The sequence below is a fragment of the Bacteroides sp. Phil13 genome, assembly GCF_001940965.1.
GTDB lineage: Bacteria > Bacteroidota > Bacteroidia > Bacteroidales > Bacteroidaceae > Bacteroides > Bacteroides intestinalis.
In genome coordinates this window covers 59,405-82,339 of sequence record NZ_MSHA01000068.1, presented here as the reverse complement: position 1 = coordinate 82,339, position 22,935 = coordinate 59,405, and the positions used below count along the sequence as shown (strand labels likewise).

The window sequence follows — 22,935 nt, the reverse complement described above, 5'->3', positions numbered from 1 at the left end:
CATTCAAAAAAAGAGAGAGCTTATATTTTCATAAGCTCTCTCCAACCAGTTACTTCGAATGTGATGTATTCTGTGACTATCTGTTCCAAATCTTCTATCCCGACTCGGTGCATGATCAATTCCTCAAACATGGTGAACATCCATGCCGTGTGCAGGTGGATAGAAAAGTCGGTTACATTGATATTCATTTGCGGATGTTTTTCTTTCATATCCCTGAAGTACTCTTTCACAAGTGATGTGGAGCGTTCGGTGAAGTTCTCCTTGAAGTTTTCCAGTGAAGAACCCTGTGCATGGAAAAATAGCAATACCAACAATTTGCGATGCTTTTGTATCAATGTCATGTACTCTTCTATCACATATCGTAGGTATTCTGTGGAATACATCTCCATGATATCTGCTCCATAACGCCCGTGATGTTCGTGCAGCATCCTTTCGAATGCACTGATTACGGGCCGTACCACCGTACAGAAAATATCATCTTTACTTTTGAAATAGTTATAGATATTGCTCAACCCTACCTGTGCTTCTTGCGCAATTTCACGCATGGAAGCCTTCGGAAAGCCGTTTTCGAGGAATACCTTTTCGGCAGCTTTCAAAATTTCTTTTTGTATGTCATCTTTAGGGTATTGCATAAGTTTTATTTCTCGACTGCAAAGTAGGGGAGAATCCGCGTTTTCTGAAATACCCATTAATGATGGTTTTTTGTTAGATTTTTATAAAAATCACAATTATTGGGTATTGCCAAGGTCGCTGAAAGCATGCAACTTTGCGCGTATAATCTAACTATAAACTACTATATGGTGAAACTAACGAATCATAAAAAGGCAATTGACAGACCTTTAGGTTGTAAGAGATGGGGAATAATAGCTATTATTATTCTTTTTGCAGGTAGCTTATCTTTTTTACTGTACTCTTACTTTTCTCATGACGCTGATAATTCTCAGTGTAACTGTTTGCTATGTATGCTTAATCATGTTCCTGAAGAGGGAGAGTACATTTATAACCGCTATTTGATATTTATTAGTTTTATCTGGATTGCTGTGATCTTTGCGACTGTCTTTTTAGTGAATTACTGCTTTGTAAAAAAGAACAAAAAGAAATAATGTTCGTTTAAGTACCTACTTGTTATTATTTTTAATAACATAATACTCATATTTGGGTATTGTCCGCCTTTTCAACTCCCTCTACCTTTGCGCCAACAAAATTTAAGATAAAAGATGAGAAAATTAACTTGCTTATTCGCCTTAGGTTTCTTGCTTTTTAACAATACTTTACGGGCTAATGAACCCGAAAAAGTAACCTCAACAGAAGAGGTATCTGAAACTACGGCAAAGAAAGAGAGAATAAAACAGGTAACAAAAGATGACGACTACGAAAAGTTCCGTTTCGGTGGATACGGAGAGATGGTAGCAAAGTTTATGAACTACGGAACGAACCGTTTCTATGGTGGGGTCGATAACAGTGATCACCGCAATACCATTGCAATTCCTCGTTTTGTGTTGGCTTTTGACTACAAGTTTAATTCCAAGTGGATACTGGGTGCTGAAATAGAATTTGAAGCAGGAGGTGTAGGTATTGAAACAGAACTTGAGAATTCAGAAAACGGTGAGTATGAGACAGAAATGGAAAAGGGTGGAGAAGTCGCTCTTGAGCAGTTTCACATTACCCGTCTGATACATTCGGCTTTCAATGTTCGTGCCGGTCATTTGATTGTACCTATGGGATTGACCAATGCACACCATGAGCCTATCAACTTCTTTGGAACATCTCGTCCTGAGGGTGAAACCACAATTATTCCTTCTACCTGGCATGAGACAGGATTGGAATTCTTCGGTTCTTTTGGTAAAGGATATGCGCGCTTTGATTATCAGGCAATGATTGTTGCCGGCTTGAATGCTGATGGCTTCGGTCGCGATAACTGGGTTGCCGGTGGTAAGCAGGGACTCTTTGAACAAGATAACTTTACTTCGCCTGCTTATGTAGCACGTCTGGACTATAAAGGGGTACCGGGACTGCGTGTAGGTGCTGCTTTTTACTATTGTAATGACGTGACAGCCAATGCTGATAAGAATTATAAGTATAGCAGCGTAGGTCGCTCATCAGTGAAAATCTACTCTGCCGATGCGCAGTATAAAAATAAATATGTTACCGCTCGTGGTAATATCATTTATGGTGATTTAGAGAATTCTTCCAAGATCAGCAAGGTTACTCTTTCCAATAACTCCAATTATTATCACGGTGCTATGCGTAATGTAGCTAAGAATGCTCTGTGCTATGGCTTGGAGGCTGGTCTTAACCTGAGTGCTTTCTTCTCGCAGAAGAAATGTCCGGTTATTTATCCTTATGCCCGTTATGAATACTACAACCCGCAGGAAGAGGCAGAAGGTTCAGCTACAATGGAGAAACGCTGTCAGGTAAGCAAATGGACGGCAGGAGTTAACTGGTTTGCATTGCCGAATCTGGTTGTGAAGGCCGATTATACTACCCGTCATATTGGTACGAACAAGGTATTTGGATCGACTAAATATAACAATGAAAATGAATTTGCTATCGGTATAGCTTATGTCGGTTGGTTTACCAAGAGATAGTTCAAATAGGTATTTATAATTAATTTAATGTTTAAGTAATATGAAAAAGTTTTTTTATTTGTCGGCTCTTTCATTGGGCATGATGTGTTCCATTACGGCTTGTAGTGATGATGACACTACGACTATAGACGCTAAAAATCTTGACTATACGGCAGAGAATGCAAGTAGTTGGGGAAATTACATGCGAGTAGTTGCACAATTGTTGGTGAATGATGCTACTGCTCTTTATGATGACTGGGCAGTTAAATACAATGAAGGTGGAAGTTATGCAGATTTCTTTAAGAATCAAGATGCTTTGACGAGTGTTGAGCAGTTGATTGACGGCTGTGTAGACATTGCCAATGAAGTAGGTACCGCCAAAATTGGTGACCCTTACGATCTTTTCATACATAATAATGAAGAAAAGGCTTTGTATGCTGTAGAGTCATGGTATAGCTGGCATTCTCGTGAAGACTATCGTAACAATATCTATTCTATTCGTAATGCTTATTACGGAACACGTACAGGGGCTATTAGCGAGTCATCTCTCTCAAAAGCAGTAGCCGCGGTAAATGCTAATCTTGATACTGAAGTAAAAAAAGCGATTGATGACGCAGCAGCAGCAATTTGGGCTATCCCGAGTCCTTTCCGCAACAATATCAATAGTCCGGAAGCAGTAAGTGCTATGGAAGCATGTGCCACTTTAGAGGGAGTACTCAAGGGTAGTTTGAAGAGTTGTATCGAAGGTATTGATAAAACAGTGTTGGCTGAAGTCGTAAAAAATTATGTGGATGTAGTTGTATTACCTACTTACTCTGATTTGAAAGCGGGAAATCAGGCTCTTTTCGATGCTGTTGAGACTTTCCGTACTTCTCCCAGCAATGCTAACTTCAAGGCTTGTGCCACAGCATGGCTTGCTGCCCGTACACCGTGGGAAACCAGTGAGGCATTCCTTTTTGGTCCGGTTGCCGACAAAGGTCTTGACCCCAATATGGATAGCTGGCCACTCGATCAGGATGGTATCGTACAGATCCTGACTTCCGGTAATTACTCTAACCTGAACTGGGATGGTGACTATGACGAAGAAGATGATAAAATTGCCGGTGCACAAGCTTTGCGTGGTTACCACACTTTGGAATATCTGATCTTCAAAGATGGTGAAGCCCGTACCATTCAGTAAGATTTTTACTTGTTAGAAATAAGATTTTGCGGAAACAGCGGGATAATGAATATTCTGTTGTTTCCGCAAAATCTGCGTTAAAAAGATAAATGTTAGTTACGTATTTTACAATAATAATTCAATAACGAATGAATGGCTTATTAAAATACTCATTTCCAATCTGTTTTTCGCTTCTGGCATTGTTTGCTTGCGAAAATGATGGAATTGATGTGGATGATATAGCAGTACCTGCCGGCTTTGCCCTCTCTGCCGGTACTGCTACCAACTTCCTGACTTCCTCTTATGCTTATGACAGGTCTGCTGACTGGATAACAGGAACATACGATAAACGTTTCACTCGTGGTGACAAATTGTATGATGATATCCGCACCAGTAGTAATGGAATAGGTGGAGGACTGGGACCGGTTTATGCCGGTTATTCTTGTGGTAGCTGTCACCGAAATGCCGGACGTACGCAACCAACTTTGTGGAGCGAAGGTGGTTCCGGTAGTTCCGGCTTTTCGTCTATGTTGGTTTATATTAGTCGTAAGAATGGAGCTTTCTTTCAGGATTATGGACGTGTGCTTCATGATCAGGCTATTTATGGTGTGAAGCCCGAGGGAAAACTGAAAGTGGAATATACCTATGAGACTTTCCAATTCCCTGATGGTGAGACGTATGAACTTTGCAAACCCAATTACTCCATTTATGAATGGTATGCGGACAGCATTAAACCCGAAGACCTATTCTGTACGGTGCGTATTCCTTTGCGCCACGTAGGTATGGGACAAATGATGGCGCTCGATCCCACTGAAATTGAAGCTTTGGCTGCTAAAAGTAATTATCCGGAATATGGTATCAGTGGCCGTTGCAACTATATCTCCGAGAGAGGAGTGAGAAGTTTAGGCTTGTCCGGTAATAAAGCACAGCATGCCGACCTGACAGTGGAACTTGGTTTCTCCAGCGATATGGGAGTTACGAACAGCCGCTATCCCGAAGAAATCTGCGAAGGACAGGCGCAAGTAAATCAGGGCAGTATGATGGGACTTTCTTATGCCCAGTTGGATGTATCTACGGAAGAAATGGAGAATGTAGACCTCTACATGCAGAGCCTTAGTGTTCCGGCACGCCGCAATGTGAATAATGAACAAGTGATCAAGGGTGAGCAGAATTTTTATAAGGCGAAGTGCCATCTCTGCCATGTAACCACCTTGCACACAAAACCACGTGGTTCTGTACTGTTGAACGGAAGCCGTCTTCCTTGGCTGGGCAGTCAGACAATTCATCCATATTCGGACTTCCTGCTTCATGACATGGGCTCTGAAATTATGGGTGTAGGATTGAATGACAACTATGTAAGTGGTTTGGCCCGTGGCAACGAATGGCGTACGACTCCGCTTTGGGGTATCGGATTGCAGGAAACGGTGAATGGTCATACTTACTTCCTGCATGATGGACGCGCCCGCAACTATGTTGAGGCTATCATGTGGCATGGTGGTGAAGGTGAAGCATCGAAGAACCTCTTCAAAAAGATGAGTAAAGAAGATCGCGATGCTTTGGTCGCATTCCTGAAATCATTATAAAACGAATAACGAACAATAAAACCAATAAGTATTATACAAGCAATTATGAAGAAATTAATTTTAATGGTTGTAATGGCTGCCCTTTCGTTGGCTGCTATGGCACAGCATGAAGAAGATACAGAAAATGGTGTAGTGTCACTTGCCGGAAGAGAGGGATTTACGATAGAAACCAAGAAGGGGGACTTTGTGTTCAAGCCCTATCTGTTGGTACAGACTTGTGCAAATTTCAATTGGTATGATGATGAAGGTCTGGATAAGGCATACAATCAGGATAATGTAGCTAATTCCGGTTTCTCAATTCCCTATGCTGTATTGGGTTTCACCGGTAAAGCTTTTGGTAAAGTAGCCTTTAATCTTTCTATCAATGCGGCTGCCAGTGGAGGAGCATTGCTTCAACAAGCATGGTTCGATGTACAACTTAAAAAACAGTTTGCCGTGCGTGTCGGTAAATTCAAAACACCTTTCTCGCATGCTTATCTGACGACGTTGGGCGAAACATTGTTGCCGCAGTTGCCAGTATCATTGACTTCTGCTGTCATTCTGCCTTATTCTTTGAATGCGGTAACGCCTAACATCGGTACCGGTTTTGACCTCGGTGTTGAAATTCACGGATTATTAGCTGATAAATTTGGCTATGAAGTAGGTTTATTCAATGGCACCGGTTCTTCTGTAAATACAGCTACAAAAACTTTGAGTGATGATTGGTATATTCCTTCTTTACTGTATGCGGGACGCTTTACTTATATGCCTAAAGGTGTGATGCCGTCCACCCAAGGTAATCCCAACCGTTTGAATGAAGATAAGATCATGTTCGGTGTATCGGCTTCAATCAATGTGGAAAGTGAGAATGAAAGTACCAATGATACCCGTGTGGGAGTGGAATTTGCCATGTTAAAGAACAAACTGTATCTGGGTGCCGAAGCATATTATATGAATGTAGGTTTCACGGATCGCCAGAAGATCAATGAAAGCTACAATTATCTGGGTGGTTATGTACAGGGCGGCTACTTTGTAGCTCCCCGTTTGCAGGCTGCCTTGCGTTATGACTTCTTTAACCGTAACGGTACCAGCGATGACGGATTTTTGAATATACCGGCTGTGGGTATGAATTATTTCTTTAAGGGTTGTAACCTGAAACTCCAGGCTATGTACCAGTATATTGCCCGTACGGGTCACGATACACAACTCGACCGAGATAATGATAATTTAGGTCTGGCCACTCATTCTGCAACAGTAATGCTGCAATATACTTTCTAAAAAACAAGAAAGGGTGGGTATGAAGAACTATATATTATTCTTTCTTGCTATCTTTACGCTGACAACTTTTTGTTCATGTGATGATGGAAGAATCTATGAAAAGGAGGTGGATATACAGCGTGGCGGACGTGCAATGAAGCTGACTGGTCGTTTCAGTGGTATCAGCAATTGGACGGATGACTATAGCGTCGTTGTGGCAGGCTTCAATGATAAAAGTGAATACGCTGTTATAACGAAATCACTACCAGTCAATGTAGCCGACGGAACAGATATCGTTATGACACTGGGAGGTATCAGTGATGATGTGAAATCACTCAAATTGTGTGTTATCAGTCGTTTGCGCGAATGCATTGTTGAATTTAAGACGATGGAAGACGAAGAACTCACAGCCGTCACAGATACCATATTAATGGATGTGGGAACACTGGACGTGGGTATGTTCAGTTCCATCCAGTCACAGGTTTTTGATAATAGATGTGTAGCGTGCCATGGGCAGACCGGTTCTGCATCGGGTAATTTATTTCTGACGGAGGATAAGAGCTATCATGCGTTGGTCAACCAGCCGGCGCATAAGAATAGTGATATACTATTGGTGAAGCCCGGCAGTGCAGAAGAGAGTTTTCTACATCTGGTCTTGAACAGGGCTGGTGATACGAGTATGAACCATACCGATATGCTGTCAGAAGATGAGCAACCCTTATTGAAACTGATAGATAATTGGATAAACGAAGGTATTTTTTTTGAATAACGAGTAAACGATATTGGAAATGAACAACAAAAAAACAACCAATCAATCAGAGAATACATTAACCGAGATTTTTAAATATGAAGTAAAAGAAGGCGTTTCAGAGTTTCATGTAATGATTCACTCTATTCGGCCGGAAGACACTTATGAGGAACAGTTAAATGCAGTAGTCAATGCCTACAATGATTTGTTTGCAGGTGAATTGAAAGGTGCCATGGCTGTGTTTAAACGTTATTTCCTGAGTGATACCGCCAATCAGGCTGACCTCCTGCTGGCTATCACTACCGAAAGTTCCGACTGTGCTCTTTCCGTGGTAGAGCAGCCCCCTTTGGATGGGACGAAAATAGCTTTGTGGGCTTATTTACAGACCAATGTGCAGACACAAGTGCTGCACAACGGACTGTTTGAAGTAAAACACAATGCGTACCGCCATCTGTGGGGAGGCAGTGTTTTCAATCGTGCTGCAAATTCTGAATACCAGACCCGTTTGTTACTGAATGACTACGTGATGCAGCTTATGGAACAAGGATGTAAATTGGCGGATAACTGTATCCGTACCTGGTTCTTTGTACAGAATGTAGATGTGAATTATGCCGGTGTGGTAAAGGCACGTAATGAGGTTTTTGTCACTCAGAATCTGACGGAAAAGACACACTATATTGCCAGTACAGGTATCGGCGGACGTCATGCTGATCCTAAAGTATTGGTGCAAATGGATACCTATGCTGTGGCAGGTTTAAAGCCGGAACAGATACACTTCCTTTATGCTCCTACGCATCTGAATCCTACTTATGAGTATGGTGTCAGCTTTGAACGCGGAACGTATGTCGATTACGGTGACCGGCGTCAAGTGTTTATTTCGGGTACGGCAAGTATCAACAATAAAGGGGAAGTGGTATACCCCGGCGACATCCGCAGGCAGACGGAACGGATGTGGGAAAATGTAGAAGCCTTGCTGAAAGAGGCGGAGTGCACATTTGATGATTTGGGACATATGATTGTTTACCTGCGTGACATTGCAGACTATGCAGTTGTGAAGAGTATGTATGACAAGCGTTTCCCGGATACTCCTAAAGTATTTGTACATGCGCCTGTATGCCGTCCCGAATGGTTGATCGAAATGGAATGTATGGGAGTTAAGGCTTTGAAGAATAAGGAATATGCACCTTTTTAATTTGAAGAAAAGTCTCGTCTTCTTATATATCTGTCTGGTGGCTTTGCTCGTTGTGGCGACCTTTGTGGAGCATGTACGCGGAACAGAGTTTGTAGAAAAGTATGTTTATCATACTGTTTGGTTTTGTTGTTTGTGGGGAGTACTTGCCGCATTGGCAGTTGTCGTGCTGGTTAAGCGGCAGTTGTGGCGGCATCTCCCGACATTGTTGTTGCATGGCTCCTTCCTCGTTATCTTGATGGGAGCCATGATTACATTTTCATGTAGCAAGAAAGGATATATGCATCTCACAGTAGGTACTGAGGTGGGTACTTTCATAGACCAAGACAGTAAGCGGGTGATCGAACTACCGTTCACCCTATGTTTAGACAGTTTTCGGGTGGAGTATTATCCGGGGACGGATGCTCCGGCAGATTACGTCAGCTATATTCGGGATGCGGAACCTGTTTCCATGAATCGTATCCTCTCTCGTCAGGGATATCGCTTTTACCAGTCTTCTTTTGATGATGATAAGGAGGGGAGCTGGTTGTCGGTGAATTATGATCCGTGGGGAATAGGGATTACGTATGCAGGATATATTTTGCTGGGTATCTCCATGTTGTGGATGCTTGTCGGTCGCAGTGGGGAATTCCGTAGATTACTCAGGCATCCGTTGCTTCGGAAAGGGGGAATGTTTGTGTGGTTGCTCATGGCTACGATGGGAACGGTGGTGCAAGCAGAAAACAGAAGCCTTCCGGCACTTGCACTCAGACATGCGGATAGTCTGGCATCCAAACAAGTGATTTATCATGATCGCGTAGTACCTTTTAATACCCTTGCACGAGACTTTGTATTGAAACTGACCGGGAAATCTTCTTATGGTGGAATGACACCTGAACAGGTTGTCGGAGGTTGGTTACTCCGCCCGGAGGTTTGGCAGAATGAACCGATGATTTATATAAAGAGTGCGGAACTTCGTCATTTACTCCGATTACCTTCTTCCTATGCCCGTCTTACTGATTTGTTTGATGGGCAAAACTATCGCTTGCAGGAATTTTGGAAAGGAGGACAAAAGCCACACATGAAAATGACTTCGTTGGAAAAGGCTATCATGGAAACGGATGAAAAGGTAGGATTGATACTGATGCTACGGAGTGGAACACTTATCCGTCCTTTACCGGAAGATGGGAGTATAAAACCACTGTCTGACGTAAAGGTGCAGGCTGAAATATTGTATAATCGCATTCCATTCAGCAAACAGTTGTTCATATTAAATCTGACTGTAGGGATGCTGGCATTTTTCTATTTACTTTATTGCAGCATGCATCGTTCGGCAGGTAAGGCATGGAGCGTTTTTACAGTTACACTTTATGCGGCATTCCTTTTTCAACTCTTTGGCTACTGTTTGCGGTGGTATATTGGCGGGCGTATTCCACTGAGCAATGGATATGAAACCATGCAGTTTATGGCACTGTGTACACTTCTGCTTGCATGCATATTCCGGCGTCGCTTCTCTTTTACGTTGCCTTTTGGATTGCTCATTTCGGGTTTTGCCTTGTTAGTGGCTTATCTTGGGCAGAACAATCCTCAGATCACTCCTCTGATGCCTGTGTTGCTGTCTCCCTGGTTAAGTATCCATGTTTCTCTGATTATGGTATCTTATGCATTGTTTGCCTTTATGATGCTAAATGGATTACTGGCATTCTGCATAGGAGGCTGGCGAAAAAAGGCAATCGATTCGGAGATTCAGGAACAGCGTAAGGTCCGTGTGGAGCAATTGATGCTTTTCAGTCGGTTGATGCTCTATCCGGCAGTATTTTGTCTGGGGGCGGGAATTTTTATTGGTGCTGTGTGGGCAAATGTTTCATGGGGTCGTTATTGGGCCTGGGACCCGAAAGAAGTCTGGGCTTTGATCACCTTTTTAATCTATGGTGCGGCATTCCACGGACCATCGCTTGCCGTCTTCCGGCAACCCCGGTTTTTCCATGCTTATATGGTGTTGGCTTTCCTTACGGTGCTGATGACTTACTTCGGAGTAAATTATCTACTGGGCGGTATGCATAGCTATGCCTGATTATCTTTCTATTTTCGGATGATATAATAAAAATGCCTACGGAATCCGCAGGCATTTTTTACAAAAACAACTAACTAAACACATGCAAAGTTAATCAAGCGCACCGGACTTTTCTTTCACAGTACCGTTCGCATTGCGCACATATATCATAACCTAACATTGCCCCGAGTATGAAATCTTCTCTTTCAATTCTACCGGGTTAATGTCAGATATTGTCATAAGGCTATGGAATAAGAGAAAATTATGCCAAGTGATTTTTTATGTCGTTCACCCAAGCGTCGATACGTTCTTCCGTCTTATCACTTTCGTTGATGTCATCAAGAGCGAGTCCGACAAACATACCATCGATAACGGCAATAGAGGAGGAGAAAGAATAATCTTTTGCAGACACCTTACCAACGGTGGTGCAACCGGAATCCTTGATATCTTCGTATATGATACCCATGCCATCGCAGAATGTATCGCAATAAGATTCGGAATCACCACAACCGAACAGAGCAATTGTTTTTTCTTTCAAGTCTGATTCCTTCAACACTTTAACGCCATTATACCAGTCATCCTGCAGTTCACCGTCACCCCAGGTAGAAGTTCCTAAGAGAAGAGCTTCATATTCCTTTACCATGTCGGCGTTCATTTTGCTGACATCGATTACATCGGATGCGGGGACACCAAGTTTAGAAGCGATTGTTTCAGCAATGCCTTGCGTAGTTCCGGTTGAGGAACCATAAAATATTCCTATTTTCTTCATGCTATAAAATGGTTTAATTTGTACGGCTGCAAAGTAACGGCATCAGAGGGGTTTATGAAATACCCACAAATAATGAAATGTTTCTTTGTGCCTAACCACTTATAGGTATGATGGGTGGGAAGTTACTGAATGATTACCGGTTCTCCCAGAAACTTCGGATTTTTGCCGGTCCATAAGTCCAGAAAGAGCTTTACTCTGGCAAATTTCTCCCGGAGTTGTGTTTTGAAACCACTGTAGGCATTCACGTCTTCGGCATTGTATCCTACAGCTTGTAATCCTTTGGCGTACGCAATGTAAATAGCACGCTGGTTATGAAATTTCTGTGATATGATTGTGAAACTTTTCTGTCCGAAAATCTTTTCCATGCGGACTACGGAATCCAAAGTGCGGAATCCTGCATAATCCAAGTAAATTTTATCTTCAGGAATACCGCGTAGCATCAGCTCCGACTTCATATCTTCCGGTTCATTATAACCTTTTCGACTGTTGTCACCACTGATTACAACCACTTCTATTTTACCAGCTTTATATAAGTCTACCGTTGCCTGTATTCTATTCTGGAAGTATTGGTTGGGAAGTCCGGAACGTAATAGTTTTGAGGTTCCAAGCAGAAGACCTGCTTTATTCTGGGGAATAGAATCGATATTCTGATATATAAACGCTTTTGCTGTATGGCGTACTGCGTAATTAGCGCAAACTATTACTGCAAAGATGAGGATTGTGTCGGTCAGGATAGACCATTTGATCCGTCTTGCCCATTTGGATGATTTTATAAGCTTTTTCATACTAATCAGGTATTTGCTTACGGTTTTTCTTCAAATCAGGCAAAAACCAGGTAACCAATCCGAGTAATGGCATATAAGCGCAGACATTATAAACGGCTTCGATGCCGAACTTATCCGCCATATTTCCCAATACAGCCGAGGCAATGCCTGCCACTCCGAAAGCAAATCCGAAGAATAGTCCGGAGATCAGTCCCAGTTTACTGGGTAATAACTCCTGCGCATATAACAAGATGGCAGGAAAAGCAGATGAAAGAACCAGGCCGACACAGAAACTCATAATAATTGTGGCAAGCAAGCCTACATGAGGCATCAGTATACTGAAAGGTGCAGCACCGAGAATAGAACCCCAGATGACGTACTTTCTTCCGATACGATCTCCGATAGGACCACCCATTAGTGTACCGATGGCTGTAGCCACAAGAAATACAAAAAGGTAAAGCTGGGAGTCCTGCACACTTACTCCGAATTTATCAATCAGATAGAAAGTATAATAGCTGCTTAAGCTTGCCATATAAATATATTTGGAGAAGATAAGTATCAGCAGGATAGAAATGGAAAGAACCGTTTTCCCCATAGGCAAAGGCATCTGCATATGAGGTTGCAGGGAGATATGATCACGTTTCATCCGGGTAATGTATCCTTTGTACCATTTGCCGACAGGTATCATTACTATGATTGCTATCACTGATAAAATTGCGAATAATGCGATGTTGTGCCTACCATAAGGTGCTACAATTAAAGCTACCAGTAACGGACCCAGCGATCCTCCCAGGTTTCCACCCACCTGAAACAGGGATTGTGCCAATCCTCTTCTGCCTCCGGAGGCGAGCGAAGTGATGCGGGATGCTTCCGGGTGAAGTACGGAAGAACCTATACCTATGATGAACACTGAGAACAATACCCAATAAAGATTCGTGGAAAAGGCCAGATTCAACATCCCTGTCATGGTGAACAGCATACCCATCGGTAGTGTCCAGGCAAACGGGCGCTTATCAAAAAATAATCCGAATACGGGTTGGAATACCGATGCGGACATCTGATAAACCAGCGTAATCAATCCGATTTGTGCAAAACTCAATGTCAAGTCCTCTTTGAAAAGCGGATATGTGGCGGTTATGACGGATTGCAATAAGTCGTTCAGACAATGGGAAATACTTAATGCGATCAATATCGGATAAGCTATCGAGCTTACCGGGCGTTGTGTATTCTGTTGCATGATGGTTGCGTCTCTAATGTAAATCGGGCGCAAAGGTACAAAATAAAATGATTAATACGGATGAGTAAACCAAAAGCATGAACCTTCGCCTTCGGTTGATTCCACTCCGATTTTTCCTCCCATCTGCGATACTAAACTTTTGCAGATGGAAAGTCCGAGACCGGTACCCTGTACAAAGGTATTGAGTTTCACAAACCGTTCGAATATGCTGTCGATTTTTTCTTTGGGAATCCCGACGCCTGTATCACGTACATAGAATTTAATTTCATGGGGGGCTGTCTGTTCATATCCCAAAGCTATAGTGCCTTGCTTTGTAAACTTCAATGCATTGTTTATGAAATTGGTTATGACCTGCATGAATCGATTCTTGTCTGTATAAATATGACAATCGGGCATACATTTCTCGAAGACCAGGTCCACAGTTTCCGGTACTTTCATCTCCATCGATTTGATGATTTTCATGCAGCTTTCGTTTACATCCAGATCGGAACGTACGAAGTCGAATGTTCCGGATTCTATCTTCGAAAGATCGAGAATATCAGAAACCAGTTGCAGAAGCAATTCATTGTTGGTTTCTACTATTTTGATATATTCCTGGCGTTCTTCCCTGTCGTCTGTTTCTGCCAGCAGACTGGAAAAACCAACGATAGAGTTGAGCGGAGTACGTATTTCATGGCTCATATTGGCAAGGAAAGCAGATTTCAAACGATCCAGTTCTTCGGCTTTGTCACGGGCAATGATCAGCTTCTGTTCTGTCTCTTTCAAGGGAGTAATATCATAGTTGATACACAGCATTTCAATAACTCCATCCTGAGGACGATAATCCCTGACCATTACGTTTATACTGGTCCACGAACATTTTCCGTTACCTCTGTTGACGCGTACTTCTTTACTTAAACTTGTGGCTTTCCCTTCTTTAACCTGACCTACAAATTGTTTCAGGACAGCGCAATCTTCCGGGTGCACATGTGAATATACTCCGATAACCTGAGGCATGGGAGTGTTTTCTTTTTCACCTAAATTCCGATACCATGTATCCTGGGCATACCCGTCTCTTGTCATTACATTAAAATGAGCAAAACCCACTTTGGCATAGTCACCTATTAAGAGGAACAGATGTTCAAACTCTTGTATTTTGGTGTATGCACTGGTGGTTTCTGTTGTATCTATATTGATAAACAGGTAATTGCTGAATTGATTCTGTGAATCGTAAAGCAGAGCCACTTTGGTTTGAAGATTGATAACATCTTTTCTCCGACTTGTGACGTATCGGTCGATTTTAGAGAAGTCATAATTAATTGAGAAGTCCACATTTTCTTTGGCACGCAATTTTTCTTTCACGTCTTCGGGGATATTAGGATTCTCGAACAGTGATACCCCCAGTGCTTCCTTCATATCCGCCAAGCCGAATATTTCAAGTTCTTTATCATTCATATCTACCAGATACCCGTCTTTGTCGTAAAGCTCGATACCTACCGGCAGATTCTTATAAATATTACGAAGAATTTTTTCACTGTGATCCAATGCGCGGCGATCTTCTTTAGCTTGAAGTTCCGCTTTGCGCAGTTGGAGGCAAATACTGATGATGTTTCCTAAAGAAGAAAACCATTGATGGTCGATGTTACTCCAGCTGCGGTGCGTTCTGACCATATCGATGCCCATATATCCCCATACCTTATCTTTCGATAGGAGAGGAACTACCATTACAGATTTAATGTCTTGCACCTCCAGGGTATCACGGTAAACTTTTGCTTCGGAAGGCATATCATCCAATGTATTCAGAATGATTGATCTCTTTTCTGAGATTTGGCGATCCCACCAGAGAGAATCATCCCAAGGTACATCTTGCAGGAAATCCAGTTCCTGGGATATTCCTTCGGCTGTTGCTTCGTAAATGCAACTTTGTACTTTATGTTCCCGGTCTATTTCGAATATATAGGTACGGTCTCCTTTGGTTTGTTTGAGTAGATCTGCCAATATTTTATTGATGATCTGTGTAATATCATCCGATTGCAGAAAAGCGAGCAATGAATAAGAAAGGCTGTTTTGTTGATAAAGCAGGCTGTTTACCTGAAGAGAGTCTGTGCTTTTACTCATTTCTCCAGCTTGTTTGTCTATGCATTGCAGATAGCCTATTATATTTCTGTAACCTTCTTCATCCGGTTGTTTGAAGCTGATTTTAGAATACACCCATATATCTCCATCTTTTGCCCAGATGGGGAACATCTGCTCATAGGTTTCTATGTTTGTGAGCGAAAAGTATTCATTCCTGAGTCGCCTCCGATGATCCTCCCGTATTCTTCCGTGAAAATCTTCGAAACTGATCCGGTCGCTTTCAAGTCCGAGTAAGTCAATTATAAAGTCTGAACAAATATATTGGCGATTTTTCAGGTCCGATTCCCACCAACCCATTTTAGCCATTTGCGCAATCTGGCGATATTTCTCACAGTCAATATTTGGCTTCTCTTTCATATATCTTTTTGCTCCTGTTTTCTATTCTTTATTAAAATCTCAGTGGGCAAATATAGAGATAACTTTTATATTTTGAGGAATTTGTTGTCAAAAGAATGTTTTTCACTGTCGGAATCGGTAGGTAATATCATCCATTTTTTCCTGTGTAATCTTATAAAGCCGCTGGTTGGTATGTTCGGACTTCAGGTTGCCGCGATTTTCCAGATAGGGCCCGAGTTTGATATATTGAAAATTCTGTATGGGGAATTCTGTAGGTAATTCCGGTTTTCCGGAATACCAGCCTACTTTCACCGGAGCGATCTGCTGTCTTTGCAGGAAATCTGCGAAATATGCTACATCATAAGGATCCGCATCTCCGCCCATAAAGCAAACACACGTAACAGCCTTTCCATACTTTTGTAAAAGTATGGAAAGGTTTTCTTCTGTCAATAGCTCTCCGACATTTTGTTGGAGATAAGGACTGTGGCAACCTTTGCACCTGTTCGGGCAATTGGACAGGTTGATTGCCAATGTCACCTCATCCGGTATCTCTTGGAAAACAATGTCGTAATCAGTGTACTTCAGCATAATATCTTCGGGCAGCCTCCTTTTGCCGAGCTTGAGAGAAATTGCTGATTCGCTTCATATAGCCGATGACGCGGGTCAGATAGTCCACGTTTTGGCTATGACATTCCGGACACTCTTTCAAGTATCTTTTGTCAATGTGGTTGCATTCGTTGCAAACCGTGTTAGGTATATTGAAAGTAAAGTAATTGCAGCCCTCAGTGGCGGCTACCCGAAGTAATTGTCTGTATTGCTCTTTGCTTAGATGTTCTTCCAAATTCATATGGAGTGCCGAACCACCCGTCAGATGCTCTATATACCTGTGTCCATGCATACGGAACTTATCAATGACGTTCAGCGACTCATCCTCTACAATGTAGAAATAGCTGTTATAGCACTCGCGGAATGTCTGGAAACCGGCTTCTTTGTCCCATTTGGCATGTTTCACACCTACATTTTCAGCCGGTATCATTTCGCAGTTAAAGAGTATATCTTTCGTGCGGTATTTTTTATTGTATTTTTCAACTATTCCCAGAATTTCCTGTACAAAAGCTTCATATTTAGGATTATCGTTGATTTCAATTCCCATGAATTGAGCGGCTTCCACCAGCCCGTTTACACCGATTGTCAGGTATTGGCGTCCCATATTGATGTATCCGGCATCGAACAAGGGGAGCATGCCTTTGCTTTGCAGGTTCTTTAAATTCTCATTATAGGCCAACTGTACTTTGTGTACTAGGTCTACTATCTCTTCAAGGAAGAAATGATAAAGCAATCCGGATTTTACAGCGTGCTGGATACAACGGTTCAGGTTGATAGTCAACACACTTTTTGAGCCGGTAGATACACCGCCAGCTCCCAAGGTATAGCTGAATCCATTATCCTGTATTTCATTGCGCAACCGGCAGCAACTACTCAGCGAGTCGGCGTTATCACTCATATAGGTAAAGAATGAGTGCCCTTCCGCATACATTTCAGCCGTGAAGTCACCGTATTCCTTATCCAATACATCTCCGTCTTTGGTCAGCAAAGCCATTGTCTCCACGGGGAAGGTCAGAACGGCTTTGGTACGTTCCTTATTGAACCATTTCATAAAACGCTTTTGCAACCAGCTCAATGATTCCCAATGGGGAGCGTTTCCGTCAGGGAAGACGAAATGTTCGAAAAGACTACTGAAATAGTACTGATCATAGTAAGCCACATTCCAGAATACTGCCTGGAAATTCCGGGCACCCGTAGGCTGATTGATGGAGTACACGATTTGCTCGAAACAATCAGTAATTATTTTATCTATGGTCCTTTGTTTGGTGGAAAGGTCAGCGAGCTGTTCCGGATGTTTGTAGTAATCCTCTCCGAATTCTTTTTCTATGAAATAATTCATATACATCAGAAACTCTGGTGTGGCGCAGGCACCGCTGAGCATGCTCGATACGATGAATACCATATTGATAAATCCTCCGCAGAAAGACTTTAGATTGGTGGGGGCGGTGGAGTTACCTCCTATGGATGCGGTTCCGCTTATCAGCCACGGATACATGGTGATACTTGCACAATAATTGGCAAGGTTCGTTTCATCATTTTTGTAGATGAAGTGTTGGTTCAGTAATTCGATGTATCGGTCTGAAAGCTCTTTGCCATACATATCCTTCAAACGATCGGTCAGCAAACGGCGGTTCAGTCGGATAAAGTTCGATTTGGGGAGTTCACCTATCAGAGTGGCTATGTTTTTATTCTCCACATTGGCATTAGCATCATACTTGCTACCGGTGGCGGGATTGGAGGCATCACAATAATCCATCAGGAAACGGAGTTTATCACGTACCTCCCGGTCTTCCAGATGTTTTTGTCTGTACAACATGAATGCCTTGGCCACACTGTAATAATGTTCGGCCATCAAGGCTACTTCTACCTGATTCTGAATATCTTCCACACTGGTTCCATCACTGATACTCACGCGGCTGAGTATATTGGTGATGACGTCTTGCGTGGCAAAACTACCTACCGATAAAAAGGCTTTACTAATTGCATTCTTGATCTTATCAAGTGAAAATGCTTCTTTCTTCCCATCTCTTTTGACGATGAATGTCTCCGAATTGATCATACCTGTAATTTAAGATTTAACAAACTATTCTTTTTTGTTTAGCTGTGCAAACATACGAGCATGCGAGAAGATAGAGTAATAAAATGAATCTTGAAGGATACGTTCTATTGCTTTTTCACCCGAAAGCCTGAATGTTTATGGATGTCGGCAGGTCTTCTGACTTGTTTCCGTTGTGGCGCCTTCCCGGTCTTTGCAGGACCAGTGGCTAAAGAATGCCACAATCTTTTCTCCGATATTAATGGGGAGATGAAACTTACAGCTACGGGGATAGTCCCTGATTTTCACAGGATTCCCTTTTAATTCCGTTTCACGTTTGCAGTGATTCGGAAACCGTTATCGCTGACAAAGTTAGAAATAAAATCTATAATCCAACAGATGATAGGAAAAAATATTCCCGGCTTACATTTTTTGTTTTAAAAGATATGTTCAATGATAATTTCCACTATCTTTGCCCCGAATTGGTTTCGGATGAACTATTCCATCATTCGGATTAAAAGGGAATCGGGTGTAAATCCCGGACAGTCCCGCTGCTGTGAAGCTCCATAACTTTCTGATAAATACTTTAGCCACTGGCTGTGAATTAGAGGCCGGGAAGGAATCAGAAGGGGAGTCAGTCAGAAGACCTGCCATTCGTTAAAGGTTGTTTCTACTCGTGGGATTAGGGAAACAGTACGAAAATATAATTGTTTTAATTTAATTAATGCGAAAGGGATGCCTATGAAGAAGGTATGTCCGCGTTGTGGTGCGACCTTTGAGTGCATGCACGATCAGATTTTGTCATGCCATTGTATTACGGTAAGGCTAAATGAGCAGCAGCGTGCTTATTTGCAAGAGAATTATTCCGGCTGTTTATGTCATGATTGTCTGACGGGCATATGTGATGTACCCCTTAGCGATAAACAGAAGAGCAATGATAAAGAAAGTATTGATTGCCAATAGAGGCGAAATTGCTGTACGTGTAATGCGTTCCTGCAAAGAGATGGGGATACGTACAGTTGCTGTCTATTCGGAAGTAGATCGCGCAGCGAGACACGTGATGTACGCTGATGAGGCCTGTTTGATAGGTCCGGCAGCTTCCAAAGACAGCTATTTGAATATAGAAAATATAATCTGTGCTGCCCGCCAGCACGAAGCAGATGCCATTCACCCCGGATATGGCTTTTTATCTGAGAATGCTGATTTTGCTCGCCGCTGTAAGGAAGAGGGTATTATTTTTATCGGTCCTTCTGCCGAAACAATGGAAGCGATGGGAGATAAAATCTCGGCTCGTAAACACATGATTGCTGCCGGTGTACCGGTAGTTCCCGGTACGGAAGAGCCGTTGCAAAGTGCTGAAGAGGCTGTGGCGGTGTGTAATAGAATAGGGTATCCTGTGATGCTGAAAGCTTCTATGGGTGGAGGTGGAAAGGGTATGCGCCTGATCCATAATGAAAGTGAAGTGGTTGAAGCTTATAATACGGCCCGTTCTGAGTCTATGTCTGCTTTTGGCGATGATACGGTATATCTGGAGAAGTTTGTGGAAGAACCGCACCATATCGAGTTTCAGGTATTGGGAGACAACCACGGCAATGTAATTCATTTATTCGATCGTGAATGTTCCGTTCAACGCAGAAATCAGAAAATAGTAGAAGAAAGCCCGTCTCCTTTCCTGACTCCTGAACTTCGTAAGGAAATGGGAGAGAAAGCCGTGGCTGCTGCTAAAGCGGTAAATTATTCTGGTGCGGGTACTATTGAATTTTTGGTAGATAAATACCGCCATTTCTATTTTCTGGAAATGAATACCCGTTTGCAAGTGGAACATCCTATTACAGAAGAAGTGGTGGGTGTAGATTTGGTAAAAGAGCAGATACGTGTTGCTGCCGGAGAAGTCTTGCATCTCAAACAAGAAAACTTGTTCCAGCGCGGGCATGCCATTGAATGTCGTATCTGTGCCGAAGATACGGAAAATAATTTCATGCCGTCTCCGGGAATTATTAAATTACTAGCCGAACCGAATGGTATCGGAGTCCGTATTGACAGTTATGTCTATGAAGGATATGAAATTCCTATTTATTACGATCCGATGATCGGAAAACTGATTGTATGGGCTACTGACCGCCAGTATGCAATCGAACGTATGCGACGGGTATTGTACGAGTATAAAATCACCGGATTGAAGACCAATCTCAGTTATCTGAAACGTATTATGCATAATCCTGATTTTGTGAAAGGAGAGTATAACACCCTGTTCATAGAAAAGAACTCACGTATGCTTCAACGCTCTAATGGTAATAATGAAGAAATTGAGAATATTGCCATGATTGCTGCCTATATAGATTATCTGATGAACCTGGAAGAAAATTCTTCCACACAGTCGCCCGATGCACGTCCTATTAGCCGCTGGCGTGAATTTGGTTTGCAGAAGGGTGTTTTACGTATCTAAAAAAACGGAGGAAGCTTATAATGGAAATACATATTGGAGATCGCATAGCAGACGTGACGTTAGTCAGTAAAGAAGATAATAAAGTCCGGTTGAGTGTCGACGGCAAAATCTATGATGTGGATATTGCTATGGCAGAAAACGGGAGTTGTTCTATCCTGCACGATGGAAATTCTTACAATGCCGGTATCATTCGTGGAGAAGGTGGAAAGAATTATGATGTGAATCTTTTCTATCGTACCTATCACGTGGATATCGTAGATACACAGGTGAAATATCTGCGCATGAAAAAAGGTGGCGAGGAAAAACAAGACAACAGGATTATAGCCCCGATGCCGGGTAAGGTTGTGAAGATTCCCGTGCAGAAAGGCGATCGATTGTCAGCGGGAGAAATTGTAGTAGTGCTTGAAGCCATGAAGATGCAGAGTAACTATAAAGTGAGTTCGGACTGCGTAGTGAAAGAAATCATGGTGAAAGAGGGCGACTCGGTTGGTAGCAACCAGGTTTTAATGACATTGGATATTATAAATGAAGAATAAGTATGGAAAGAACAGATATATATAATCAGTTTGAAGAACTTGATAAACGTGCTTCCCAAGGGGGAGGAATCGAAAAAAATGAAAAATTACATGCTGCCGGCCGGATGAGTGCACGCGAGCGCATAGACGTATTGCTGGACAAAGGTACATTCTCCGAATTGGATAAATTTGTTACCCATCGTTGTACGAATTTCGGGATGGAGAAAAAGCAAATTCCTGGCGACGGGATGGTAACCGGTTACGGTAAAATTGATGGTCGTCCGGTTTTTGTCTATGCTTATGATTTCACGGTGCATGGCGGTTCTTTGAGCGAGACGAATGCTGCAAAGATTGTGAAAGTACAGCAATTGGCTCTTAAAAACGGTGTTCCGGTTATTGCTTTGAATGATTCTGGAGGTGCCCGCATTCAGGAAGGAGTGGGTAGTCTGTCGGGCTATGCTTCTATCTTTTATCAGAATACGATTGCATCCGGAGTGATTCCGCAGATCTCTGCAATTTTAGGACCGTGTGCCGGTGGGGCTTGCTACTCTCCTGCGTTAACAGACTTCATTTTTATGGTGAAGGAGAAAAGTCATATGTTCATTACAGGACCGGATGTTGTGAAGACTGTTACTCATGAGGAAGTGGGTAAAGAAGAGTTGGGCGGTGCCTATACTCATAGCAGCAAAAGTGGAGTGACCCACTTCATGTGTAACACAGAAGAGGAAACGATGTTGGCCATCCGCGAATTATTAAGTTTCCTGCCTTCCAACAATATGGAAGATGCACCACTTATATCCTGTACCGATGACGTCCGCCGTCAGACGGAAGAACTTCAAACGGTTATTCCGGAAGATCCGAACGTGCCTTATGATATCAAGGATATTATAGAACCGGTTATGGATAATCAATATTTCTTTGAAGTAATGCCTCATTTTGCCAAGAACATAGTAGTCGGTTTCGCCCGTCTGAATGGTCGCTCGGTAGGTATTGTTGCCAATCAACCGGCTTATCTGGCAGGTGTACTGGATATCGATACCTCTGATAAGGCTGCACGTTTTATCCGTTTCTGCGATTGCTTCAATATTCCTTTGGTCACATTTGAAGACGTACCGGGATTCCTACCCGGAGTTACCCAGGAGCATAATGGTATCATTCGTCACGGTGCGAAGATTGTATATGCTTATGCCGAAGCTACTGTTCCTAAAATCACGCTGATTACGCGTAAAGCTTATGGCGGTGCCTATATTGTGATGTCCAGCAAGCAGACTGGAGCAGATATCAATATGGCTTACCCACAAGCTGAAATAGCTGTGATGGGAGCTGCCGGAGCTGTGAATATATTATATAAGAATAATACTCAAGAAGAAAAAAACGGACTTATAGAAGAATATGAATTTAAGTTTTCGAACCCGTACCGGGCTGCCGAGCGTGGTTTTATTGATGAGATTATCATGCCTCGTGATACCCGGTATAAGCTGATTCAAGCGTTAGAAATGACGCATAACAAGAGTCAGAGCAACCCACCAAAAAAGCACGGCAATATGCCACTATGATTTAGTTATGTTTCAATGTGTGCGTCTCCCCGTAGAAGTGAT

At 42.5% G+C, this 22,935-nt stretch carries 19 protein-coding genes, 1 pseudogene and 2 riboswitches; of the genes and pseudogenes, 12 read left to right on the top strand and 8 right to left on the bottom strand.

Features of this window, described 5'->3' with window-relative positions; translation table 11 throughout:
* Window positions 1-20 precede the first annotated feature (20 nt).
* The gene (locus BWI44_RS12450) at window positions 21-632 is read right to left on the bottom strand and encodes a TetR/AcrR family transcriptional regulator (RefSeq protein ID WP_044155328.1); all 612 of its coding nucleotides are present in this window, start codon (window positions 630-632) and stop codon (window positions 21-23) included.
* A 99-nt stretch (window positions 633-731) separates the two neighbouring features.
* On the opposite strand from BWI44_RS12450, the gene BWI44_RS12445 reads away from it, so the two are divergent.
* The 8 genes from BWI44_RS12445 (at window position 732) to BWI44_RS12410 (ending at window position 10,535) form a co-directional block, all read left to right on the top strand.
* Entirely contained in the window at window positions 732-1,103 is a 372-nt protein-coding gene (locus tag BWI44_RS12445) for a hypothetical protein (protein ID WP_394368916.1), read from the top strand.
* A gap of 114 nt (window positions 1,104-1,217) precedes the next feature.
* Window positions 1,218-2,588 carry a hypothetical protein gene (locus BWI44_RS12440; RefSeq protein ID WP_022210573.1) on the top strand — a complete coding sequence of 457 codons (1,371 nt, stop codon included), beginning with the start codon at window positions 1,218-1,220 and terminating at the stop codon, window positions 2,586-2,588.
* Between the two features lie 40 nt (window positions 2,589-2,628).
* Window positions 2,629-3,747, top strand: a complete 1,119-nt coding sequence (locus BWI44_RS12435; RefSeq protein WP_195209299.1) for an imelysin family protein — start codon at window positions 2,629-2,631, stop codon at window positions 3,745-3,747.
* 128 nt (window positions 3,748-3,875) lie between these two features.
* Window positions 3,876-5,309 (top strand): di-heme oxidoredictase family protein, encoded by a 1,434-nt coding sequence (locus BWI44_RS12430; protein WP_195209298.1) that lies wholly within the window; start codon window positions 3,876-3,878, stop codon window positions 5,307-5,309.
* 45 nt (window positions 5,310-5,354) lie between these two features.
* Entirely contained in the window at window positions 5,355-6,566 is a 1,212-nt protein-coding gene (locus BWI44_RS12425) for a porin (protein WP_118216157.1), read from the top strand.
* Between the two features lie 19 nt (window positions 6,567-6,585).
* Entirely contained in the window at window positions 6,586-7,314 is a 729-nt protein-coding gene (locus BWI44_RS12420) for a hypothetical protein (protein WP_195209297.1), read from the top strand.
* 19 nt (window positions 7,315-7,333) lie between these two features.
* On the top strand, window positions 7,334-8,485 hold the full coding sequence (locus BWI44_RS12415) for a Rid family hydrolase (protein WP_138292617.1): 1,152 nt from the start codon (window positions 7,334-7,336) through the stop codon (window positions 8,483-8,485).
* On the top strand, window positions 8,472-10,535 hold the full coding sequence (locus tag BWI44_RS12410; protein ID WP_195209296.1) for a cytochrome c biogenesis protein CcsA: 2,064 nt from the start codon (window positions 8,472-8,474) through the stop codon (window positions 10,533-10,535). The genes BWI44_RS12415 and BWI44_RS12410 overlap by 14 nt, the downstream gene beginning before the upstream one ends.
* A gap of 94 nt (window positions 10,536-10,629) precedes the next feature.
* Here BWI44_RS12410 and BWI44_RS12405 read toward each other — a convergent pair.
* From BWI44_RS12405 to nrdD, 7 genes and pseudogenes are all read right to left on the bottom strand, one after another.
* Window positions 10,630-10,716: pseudogene (locus BWI44_RS12405) on the bottom strand (DUF2023 family protein); the annotation flags it as partial.
* Between the two features lie 60 nt (window positions 10,717-10,776).
* Entirely contained in the window at window positions 10,777-11,283 is a 507-nt protein-coding gene (fldA, locus tag BWI44_RS12400) for a flavodoxin FldA (RefSeq protein ID WP_044532140.1), read from the bottom strand.
* 122 nt (window positions 11,284-11,405) lie between these two features.
* Window positions 11,406-12,068, bottom strand: coding sequence for a SanA/YdcF family protein (locus tag BWI44_RS12395; protein ID WP_044532141.1), 663 nt, complete (start codon window positions 12,066-12,068; stop codon window positions 11,406-11,408).
* Window position 12,069: 1 nt separating this feature from the next.
* Window positions 12,070-13,284 carry an MFS transporter gene (locus BWI44_RS12390; RefSeq protein ID WP_286814171.1) on the bottom strand — a complete coding sequence of 405 codons (1,215 nt, stop codon included), beginning with the start codon at window positions 13,282-13,284 and terminating at the stop codon, window positions 12,070-12,072.
* A 51-nt stretch (window positions 13,285-13,335) separates the two neighbouring features.
* Window positions 13,336-15,756: a sensor histidine kinase gene (locus tag BWI44_RS12385; protein WP_278704628.1), complete on the bottom strand. Its 2,421-nt coding sequence runs from the start codon at window positions 15,754-15,756 to the stop codon at window positions 13,336-13,338.
* Between the two features lie 102 nt (window positions 15,757-15,858).
* Window positions 15,859-16,323, bottom strand: a complete 465-nt coding sequence (gene nrdG / locus BWI44_RS12380) for an anaerobic ribonucleoside-triphosphate reductase activating protein (protein WP_278704626.1) — start codon at window positions 16,321-16,323, stop codon at window positions 15,859-15,861.
* On the bottom strand, window positions 16,307-18,400 hold the full coding sequence (nrdD, locus tag BWI44_RS12375) for an anaerobic ribonucleoside-triphosphate reductase (RefSeq protein ID WP_278704624.1): 2,094 nt from the start codon (window positions 18,398-18,400) through the stop codon (window positions 16,307-16,309). Before nrdD ends, nrdG begins: the two co-directional genes overlap by 17 nt.
* Window positions 18,401-18,529: 129 nt before the next feature.
* Window positions 18,530-18,750, bottom strand: a riboswitch (cobalamin riboswitch).
* Between the two features lie 91 nt (window positions 18,751-18,841).
* Window positions 18,842-19,045, top strand: a riboswitch (cobalamin riboswitch).
* A 66-nt stretch (window positions 19,046-19,111) separates the two neighbouring features.
* Here nrdD and BWI44_RS12370 point away from each other — a divergent pair.
* From BWI44_RS12370 to BWI44_RS12355, 4 genes are read left to right on the top strand one after another with little or no spacing between them, the layout of a single operon-like run.
* Window positions 19,112-19,339 carry a cysteine-rich CWC family protein gene (locus tag BWI44_RS12370; protein ID WP_118221101.1) on the top strand — a complete coding sequence of 76 codons (228 nt, stop codon included), beginning with the start codon at window positions 19,112-19,114 and terminating at the stop codon, window positions 19,337-19,339.
* Entirely contained in the window at window positions 19,311-20,822 is a 1,512-nt protein-coding gene (gene accC / locus BWI44_RS12365) for an acetyl-CoA carboxylase biotin carboxylase subunit (protein ID WP_286814158.1), read from the top strand. Before BWI44_RS12370 ends, accC begins: the two co-directional genes overlap by 29 nt.
* Window positions 20,823-20,842: 20 nt before the next feature.
* Entirely contained in the window at window positions 20,843-21,358 is a 516-nt protein-coding gene (locus BWI44_RS12360) for an acyl-CoA carboxylase biotin carboxyl carrier protein subunit (RefSeq protein ID WP_278704621.1), read from the top strand.
* A 2-nt stretch (window positions 21,359-21,360) separates the two neighbouring features.
* Window positions 21,361-22,893, top strand: a complete 1,533-nt coding sequence (locus tag BWI44_RS12355) for an acyl-CoA carboxylase subunit beta (protein WP_286814154.1) — start codon at window positions 21,361-21,363, stop codon at window positions 22,891-22,893.
* Window positions 22,894-22,935 lie beyond the last annotated feature (42 nt).

Bases quoted from the DNA above. Each gene is read 5' to 3' on its own strand.
- BWI44_RS12450 (WP_044155328.1), bottom strand. From the start codon at position 632: ATGCAATACCCTAAAGATGACATACAAAAAGAAATTTTGAAAGCTGCC.
- BWI44_RS12440 (WP_022210573.1), top strand. From the start codon at position 1,218: ATGAGAAAATTAACTTGCTTATTCGCCTTAGGTTTCTTGCTTTTTAAC.
- BWI44_RS12435 (WP_195209299.1), top strand. From the start codon at position 2,629: ATGAAAAAGTTTTTTTATTTGTCGGCTCTTTCATTGGGCATGATGTGT.
- BWI44_RS12430 (WP_195209298.1), top strand. From the start codon at position 3,876: ATGAATGGCTTATTAAAATACTCATTTCCAATCTGTTTTTCGCTTCTG.
- BWI44_RS12425 (WP_118216157.1), top strand. From the start codon at position 5,355: ATGAAGAAATTAATTTTAATGGTTGTAATGGCTGCCCTTTCGTTGGCT.
- BWI44_RS12420 (WP_195209297.1), top strand. From the start codon at position 6,586: ATGAAGAACTATATATTATTCTTTCTTGCTATCTTTACGCTGACAACT.
- BWI44_RS12415 (WP_138292617.1), top strand. From the start codon at position 7,334: ATGAACAACAAAAAAACAACCAATCAATCAGAGAATACATTAACCGAG.
- BWI44_RS12410 (WP_195209296.1), top strand. From the start codon at position 8,472: ATGCACCTTTTTAATTTGAAGAAAAGTCTCGTCTTCTTATATATCTGT.
- fldA (WP_044532140.1), bottom strand. From the start codon at position 11,283: ATGAAGAAAATAGGAATATTTTATGGTTCCTCAACCGGAACTACGCAA.
- BWI44_RS12395 (WP_044532141.1), bottom strand. From the start codon at position 12,068: ATGAAAAAGCTTATAAAATCATCCAAATGGGCAAGACGGATCAAATGG.
- BWI44_RS12390 (WP_286814171.1), bottom strand. From the start codon at position 13,284: ATGCAACAGAATACACAACGCCCGGTAAGCTCGATAGCTTATCCGATA.
- BWI44_RS12385 (WP_278704628.1), bottom strand. From the start codon at position 15,756: ATGAAAGAGAAGCCAAATATTGACTGTGAGAAATATCGCCAGATTGCG.
- nrdG (WP_278704626.1), bottom strand. From the start codon at position 16,323: ATGCTGAAGTACACTGATTACGACATTGTTTTCCAAGAGATACCGGAT.
- nrdD (WP_278704624.1), bottom strand. From the start codon at position 18,400: ATGATCAATTCGGAGACATTCATCGTCAAAAGAGATGGGAAGAAAGAA.
- BWI44_RS12370 (WP_118221101.1), top strand. From the start codon at position 19,112: ATGCCTATGAAGAAGGTATGTCCGCGTTGTGGTGCGACCTTTGAGTGC.
- accC (WP_286814158.1), top strand. From the start codon at position 19,311: ATGATAAAGAAAGTATTGATTGCCAATAGAGGCGAAATTGCTGTACGT.
- BWI44_RS12360 (WP_278704621.1), top strand. From the start codon at position 20,843: ATGGAAATACATATTGGAGATCGCATAGCAGACGTGACGTTAGTCAGT.
- BWI44_RS12355 (WP_286814154.1), top strand. From the start codon at position 21,361: ATGGAAAGAACAGATATATATAATCAGTTTGAAGAACTTGATAAACGT.